At 51.5% G+C, this 6905-nt stretch carries 8 protein-coding genes and 1 pseudogene; 2 read left to right on the top strand and 7 right to left on the bottom strand.

What is annotated here, in order from left to right; genetic code table 11:
- Positions 1 to 110: 110 nt before the first annotated feature.
- The 6 genes from KOR42_RS25450 to KOR42_RS25425 form a co-directional block, all read right to left on the bottom strand.
- Positions 111 to 710 carry a hypothetical protein gene (locus tag KOR42_RS25450; protein WP_146512618.1) on the bottom strand — a complete coding sequence of 200 codons (600 nt, stop codon included), beginning with the start codon at positions 708 to 710 and terminating at the stop codon, positions 111 to 113.
- Between the two features lie 473 nt (positions 711 to 1183).
- Positions 1184 to 1399 carry a DUF1653 domain-containing protein gene (locus KOR42_RS25445; protein WP_146512617.1) on the bottom strand — a complete coding sequence of 72 codons (216 nt, stop codon included), beginning with the start codon at positions 1397 to 1399 and terminating at the stop codon, positions 1184 to 1186.
- Positions 1396 to 2295, bottom strand: coding sequence for a metallophosphoesterase family protein (locus KOR42_RS25440; RefSeq protein ID WP_146512616.1), 900 nt, complete (start codon positions 2293 to 2295; stop codon positions 1396 to 1398). Before KOR42_RS25440 ends, KOR42_RS25445 begins: the two co-directional genes overlap by 4 nt.
- Positions 2296 to 2297: 2 nt before the next feature.
- Positions 2298 to 3152, bottom strand: coding sequence for a hypothetical protein (locus KOR42_RS25435; RefSeq protein WP_197441597.1), 855 nt, complete (start codon positions 3150 to 3152; stop codon positions 2298 to 2300).
- Between the two features lie 277 nt (positions 3153 to 3429).
- On the bottom strand, positions 3430 to 4125 hold the full coding sequence (locus KOR42_RS25430; protein WP_146512615.1) for an MOSC domain-containing protein: 696 nt from the start codon (positions 4123 to 4125) through the stop codon (positions 3430 to 3432).
- 4 nt (positions 4126 to 4129) lie between these two features.
- Entirely contained in the window at positions 4130 to 4354 is a 225-nt protein-coding gene (locus tag KOR42_RS25425) for a thioredoxin family protein (RefSeq protein WP_146512614.1), read from the bottom strand.
- A 121-nt stretch (positions 4355 to 4475) separates the two neighbouring features.
- On the opposite strand from KOR42_RS25425, the gene KOR42_RS25420 reads away from it, so the two are divergent.
- Positions 4476 to 5378: a LysR substrate-binding domain-containing protein gene (locus tag KOR42_RS25420; RefSeq protein ID WP_231741132.1), complete on the top strand. Its 903-nt coding sequence runs from the start codon at positions 4476 to 4478 to the stop codon at positions 5376 to 5378.
- 806 nt (positions 5379 to 6184) lie between these two features.
- Positions 6185 to 6427, top strand: coding sequence for a hypothetical protein (locus tag KOR42_RS25410; protein WP_146512611.1), 243 nt, complete (start codon positions 6185 to 6187; stop codon positions 6425 to 6427).
- 278 nt (positions 6428 to 6705) lie between these two features.
- Here KOR42_RS25410 and KOR42_RS25405 read toward each other — a convergent pair.
- Positions 6706 to 6905, bottom strand: a pseudogene (locus tag KOR42_RS25405) (hypothetical protein); the annotation flags it as partial.

Below are 6905 nucleotides of genomic sequence, written 5' to 3'. Positions count from 1 at the left end.
AAAGACGAAATAACCTGTACCGACACTCCCGGCCGAGACGCTCACATCCCTCCACCGGGTTCCTTATCAACAACAGCGCTCCGTTTTTCGCCCGTCGAGCGCTACGTTTTCTAACCGATGTCTACAGCTTCAACCAGAAAGAAGTTTCCGTAGCGCTCGACATTGTCCACAAAAGGACGTGAAGCCTCCAGCATCTCTGAGTCATCCAGGCAGTCGAGCTTATGGTTCCAGGATTTATTGTCGACGCGAAGACTTCCAACGCGAGCAACCTCAATCGGAATATACTTCAATCCAGAGACCTGATTCTGCACAAATGACGTGACAAGGGACTCATGGAAGATGCACGTCAAACCAGGCCAGAACAGCAGGTGTCTCGGTGGAGAGGGAACATGCCAGTACATAGGCAAAAGCTCCGAGCCAGCGATGATCTGACCCTCTTCAATGTACTTTCGAGCCACTTCCACGACTTTGCGATATTCGTCGTAACCCAGACGGATGTACTCGCCGTGGTCAATGTGTGTCTCTAATAATTCCCGCAATTCTTGAGGGCATTCAATTGGGATGATTCCTCCTAGCCCGCCACTGTTGCCGCACTCAGGACATCCATTCAGAGTTGGAATTCGATAAGGATACCGGATCATCCCATTTACGGCACTTGTTCTCTGGAGAGATACAAGGTCCTCCGGGCTCGACAACGTCCACAAGCTCATCTTTGCTCCAACGATTCATTTTTGTTACTCAACACTCTGTCCAAGGGTACCCAACCACGGAACGGCCTTGTCTACCGAAGAGAAATCGTAGCCAAGAAACATTGCTTCAGGCAATGGAACAGATGTCATCAAGGATGCTTTTGAAGCTGCCGATAGCGGTATTGAAAAAACGCAGGTGCTGATTAGACGCTAACGCCTGAGCGTGTTGGTGAGGGCGTCGATGAACTTCTCTCGTCACGCTGGCTACGAGTTGTTTGATAGGCATTCACTGAGGTTATCTCCAGTGGAGTTTGATCGATGCCTGCGATCATTCCGCTACAGTGAAATCGCGCATCTCCAAATCTTAGCGCATTCTTATCTCGCCTTTCCTGAAGTATCTTCAACAAGGCAATCAGAGGTTAGGTCACGGTGGACCGTCGATTGAAAAGCTGGGAGCCGGAGAGATGTGAGTCCATGTTGTGGATTGAGCGAAGTTAATTCTCTCCAATATATTCGAAGCGAGGGACGGGTTTGTCGTTTACGTTCACTGTCTGGGTAAACATTTCGAGCGGTCGGACCCAGAGGTTTCGGTCACCATAGTCGGGTCGGTAGACGACGAGTTTCTCCTCGGTTTCGCTGTGCTGTGCGACTCCGATGACGAGGTAGTCTTTGCCCTTGTAGTGGCGATACCGCCCTGGCTTCACGTTCATCCCTGATGGTCCCATTCGTAGGATTTTTGCTTGCGAAATCCGGTGAGGCGGATGGTTCCGTTCGGCTCGATGTCGAGGAGTGAGTACCCGTTGTTCTCGATCCCCTCACCTTCGACCATCGCAACGAGGGTGCAGTAGTGGATGCCATCGATTTCTTTAAGATCATTCTTATGGCTGTGACCTTGAAAGACAGCCAGCACGTTGCCCGATCCGGCGAGGACTTGACGCACTTCGGCGTTGTTCTTCACACCGTGATTATTGTTAACGTCGAGCCTTTGGTGTGCGAAGACGACGACCGGTCTATCGGTCGCTTTCAGGTCACTCTCCAGCAATTCGAGTTCGGCAGCAGGAATATTCGCATCCGTCCACTGGAAGTTCTTTCTTCCGTACGGCTCTCCATCGCTGCGAAAGCAAGAGTCCAGCAAGACGAAGTGGACGCCTCCACGTTCAAATGAATAATAAGACTTCTCCTGTTCGACACCGGCCAGAAACTCCTCCTTCTTCAGAGTGTCGACGCAATGATTCCCCAGGACGTAGTGTCGATCTTTGGAGATTGCCGAAAACTTTCGATTGATCGTCTTCAAGTAGTTTTGCTCGACAGCCACAGAGTCGGCAGCGTCGATTAAGTCACCAAGTTCGACCAGAAACGATGGCTGATTCTGCGTGAACTTTTGTCCTGCTTCTTCGAGCTTGGGAAGCGTTTCCCGATAGTGACGAGTTCCAGCGGGCGCTTTATCAGCATAGTGCAGGTCGGTGATGAGGCCGACACGTAAAGGAGGCGCTTTCTCGTCGGCGATTAATAATTGGGGACGAAGGGAAGCGGTGGTTAATACAAGTGTTCCGTGTTTTAAGAAAGCTCGTCGTCCGAGACAAACTGAGGGATGGTCGTTATTCATGATTAGTTATCTCCCGTTGTCTTAAATAGGCGGAGTCCGCTCTTCTCATCAGGGACAGCGATTCTCGCAGCGCCGGTGCAGCCTTTATCTTTCTCGCAATGCCCGCTTGCTGACAGCAGTCGCCCATCAGGGAGTTCTTCAATTCCCAGTGAACAATTGAATTCGTAGCACCCCTTCATCTGAAATGCAGCGTCAGTGACCAGCAGAATGGCCGGCTTTCCGTAGCATCCGAACCACCAGCGCCCGTGGGCGAATGTCGCTGTCTGAATTCCTAAGAGAGTTTGACCGCTGTTGATGACGTGCTTCTTCTGGAATTCAAATTGATCGTTGTACTCGTAGACGTAATTCTCTTCGATGGTGCCAGGCAAGCCGCCGACAACGAAAAAGTTGCCGTTATTAACTCCAATGCCGCCAGCACCGTAGAAGACCTCTTGCACTTCATGTCGAGACGTTTCTTTCAGGGTATCTGCATTGTAAACGTAGACCCAGGAATCGGCATTGCCGTCCGGATCGTTAAACTTTCCAAGGTTGACAGCGACATATAATTTGCCCTCGTGGAAACAATGATCGCCATGATGATTGGCAACGGGAACTTTCGTCTGCAGCTTGCCGTTCAAATCAGTCTTCACGAGTGTCGTTGTGAAAGACCAATAGATGAATTCACCATCGGTACAGATGCCCTGCAAGTGATGCGGATAGATTCCTTCGCAGGTGACGTTTTCCAGTTGTTGCTCGTTTCTGACGGCCAACAGAAGTGGCGGCTGGTCAGCGTTGAACCGCTCGTTGACAGAGTCAAACAGAATTTGATTGGAATCATCCCGGTTGCCTGTCACACCATTCTTCAGAAGTGACGGCATCTCGGGTTCCATCGCGAAGCACGACGAGACGCTGAAAAGAACGACCAACAACGAAGCTGCAAATCTCATGGATGTTCCTCATTCGGACTGAAAGTTCCATTGTAGTCGCATCAGGAGAGCAGAGCACGGGTTCAGAGACAACCTTCCGGCACTCATGATGGGGCCAATAAATTGCCACCGAAGAACAGCCATCTCGGACGATGGCACCTCCGCGTATTGCCGAATGGCGATCCAATAGCAATCGGCCGCTATTTGAGAAAGGAGAGAGTGAACGAGTTTAGGGACCGTTGAGCCGTGGCGACGAATCTTTCTCGATGCCCTTCATTCCTCGCTGGTGGAGAGTTTCTTTCCATGACGCAGACAGCGCAGGACATTCGGCCAGGCGTAGATCGTCATCGGGAGATCGAGGCTTCGCATACATGACGCTACTCGCCCAAGCGACGGTGAACTCCGGAAATGGGCGGTCAATCAGCTCGATGGAGATGCCCGCTTCGATGTCACCCTCCTTATGAACCCGATAGTACCATCCGGTTCGTCCGGTCTGCTGCACCTGAATAGTCAGCTTGGGCAGATTCCAGTAGCGGGAAAGCTTCCAGCATGGTTGTCGCGGTTGCGAAATTTGCAGTTCGCAGTCGCCGATCCGCATGATGTCTCCGATACAACAATCGGCCTCGCTGAATCCGGAGACGGTGAGGTTCTCTCCAAAGCTGCCGGCCCGGAATGGTGAATCGGGAAGTTCAAGATTCCAGTCGTCGTAGTGTTTCGCAGCGTAGGCAAGCACTGCTTTGTCAGGACCGCCGTGATGTTTCAAATCGGCTTGCTCGTCGCCTGCAATGTTTGTCAATCCAACATGAACACGGCCCTGAACCGGGCACTTTCCGATGGCCGAAGTCCATGATTTAGAAGAATCGCCCTCGCTGTCATAGCGACGAGGGCGACCCACCTGGATCGATTCAATCTTTCCGAGAATCATAGATTTACTTCAATGCCGACAAGTCGGCTCCGTGGTTGATGTGAAACACCTGACCGTCAATCACCAAAGCTGGGACTGATTTCACCCCTGATTGTTCGGCTTCGGCGACTCGACCGCCCTGCTCTCCCAAGTGAACTTTTTCGACTTCGTCCTTGAGATGGTCGGCAACAGTTTGTTCGGCACTGACGCAGACGGGACATCCAGCATGATAGAAGACGGCTTTCGACATAATTTTCTCCTAAATTAAAGAGTAGTGAGTTCTTGCGAAAGGAAAACGTAAATCTTGTCTGTTGGACAGGGGGATATTACGAGTCTTAGAATGATCTGTCCAAGACGAACTTGTGATCGCAATGATTGGGGAAAGCTATCAAATGGAACTCCGGCATCTTCGCTACTTTTTGGCTGTCGCTCAGCACTGTCACTTCCGCAATGCGGCGGAAGAACTTCTTGTCTCTCAGCCAACTCTCTCGCAACAGATTAAAGACCTTGAGCGAGAACTGGGGATCCCTCTCTTCGAGCGGGTCGGCAGGCGAGCTCGTCTGACACAAGCGGGAGAAACATATCGCGACTATGCCCAACGTGCGCTGGATGTTCTCGAAGAAGGGCAATCTGTGCTCAACGAGTTCGATGATCTGCTTCGTGGACGCCTGACGGCTGGAGTTGTTCAGACTGTCAATGCCTACCTGATCCCCAAAGTTGTGGCCCGCTTCGCATCCGAGCACCCGGAGGTCAATCTGAAGGTTGAGGAATTGTCCGCCGGAGAGATCGAAAACCGAGTCCTCGGCGGTTCACTTGATGTGGGAGTTTCGTTCACCCCGACGACTCGCCGAGAGTTCGATGTCGAGAAGCTTTTCGAGGAACAACTTGTCCTGGTTCTGCACCCCGATCATCCAGTGGCGAAGCGAAAGAGAATTCGGGTGTCCCAACTTAGCAATGAGCGATTCTGTCTCCTGGATCGTTCGTTCTGTACTCGGAGACTGGTCGAGGAATGTTTTCGGTCGGGAGAGGCCACTCTGAATGTCGCTGTCGAAATGAATTCCGTTGAGGGAATCATCGCAACGTTAGAAGCTGGCGGACCTCCGAGTATCCTTCCACGACTCGCAGTGACGAGTTCCACAATATTGAAGTCGGTGGAATTGCAGGCCCCAACGCCAGCCCGCACGATCTGTGTGCTGCGAAGCAAGGGACACGCTCCCATTCGTGCCAGAGACGTTTTCGTTGATCAGCTCAAGCATCAAGTCGCAGAGACCTGAGTCGGAACCAATCTTCAGTGCAATCGAAAGACAGGGCATTCTGACGCAGGCGGATAAATCGTTTCAATTTTTGCATTCGTTTAGAAAACTTTGAACCGGAGGAATTCGGATCTCGTACAAAGTCTCAAGTGATTCAAGATGCTCCGCACAGAGAATTCAGGAATGTAAAAACTTGACCACGGTGTCAACGAGTGGTAGCCTCTTTCACATCAGTATAGATTGACGTTTGCAACCGGGACGGTTAGTTGCAATGGGAATTCGGGCGATGATTGCTTTTCCTTCAGTGGTCACACATTTCGATAGAACACGGGTTGATGAAACACGGGTCATGCAAATTGATCCGCGTCTATGCTTTTCGCTCGCGCTGCTTCGCGAGTTCGCCGCCGCATTTCTGGGCCGGCGCCGAATGAAGTAATTGCTCTTCGCCAGCTTCGTCACTCACTCTTTCGCCCATTTTCGGTTGAGTGTTGTGACGTTCAGCGAGTCTTCCGCCAGCGCTCATGCTGTTCTTCGGAATCTCAGCAGGCAGCTGCATGGTAGAGAATGAGTCATGATTCGATCGCGCTGACGGTGCGCGGTGGTTTAGTCGACCTGGTGCGCCATTGTCATGACTCGTTGATTCGCTGCCAGCTATCACAGGCGAAGTCTTCCGCTCTATCAGAGCATCTACTCCGGCAGTTTTGCTGTTGGAGTATGGGCCGATATCTACACATTGATCGCAGAGAGCATTCTTAGAAATGGTCTCCGCGAATCTGCACGAACAACTGCTTTTGAAACTGCTTCTTTGAATTTGAAAGTGTACTGCCATGCGATTTTTTACGTATCCACTTCTCACAGTCACCGCCTCGACGATGACCTTGCTCATGCTGGCCTGGCTTGCCGTCTTCTGGCTGCACAATTTCTTGCTCGGCCATCGACGTAACAGCTTGGAAGGCTTCTTCGCACTCGTTTATACAGGCTGGGACTGGTCGAATCCCACGCCGGGAATCATTGAAAGCGATAATCAGATTGTCGTGGCGAGTTCGCAATCCAGCCGTGAGGAGGGATAAGATGTATATGATCGGATGGATCATCAGCCTTGCGATCGCATTCGCGATCGGCTTTGTCTTGGGAGCTCTTGCTGAAGTAAAATTCCGAATGGACAAGAACCTGTAAACGCATTCAATTTCCGCGGAGACTTTAACCTCGTTGGCTTAAGTTTGCAGGTCAGCGGCTTCGCGCGAGCACAGTGGGTTGGTCCTGGTATGCGAACCGGAACTTTCCAGGTGTGGGCAAAGAAGACCCGTGATTGCTGTGTTGAAAACAAATCACAGGTTTTGATCGTGGGCTAACGCCTCAGGGCGTAGGCGAGGACTTTGAGGGCGGCTTCGACGAACAGGGCTTTCTCGCTTCTGGCTGAGAGTGCGGCACCTGTGGTTCGCTTCAATCCGCTCATGAATGATTCCACAAGCCAGCGTCTGCCGTATCCTTTTGTTTCGAGTTCTGTCCTGGTCATCTGTGAGCGGTACTCGCCATTCAGCTTACCGT

It is taken from the genome of Thalassoglobus neptunius, assembly GCF_007859735.1.
Lineage (GTDB): Bacteria > Planctomycetota > Planctomycetia > Planctomycetales > Planctomycetaceae > Thalassoglobus > Thalassoglobus neptunius.
This window is presented reverse-complemented; position numbering and strand designations above follow the sequence as displayed.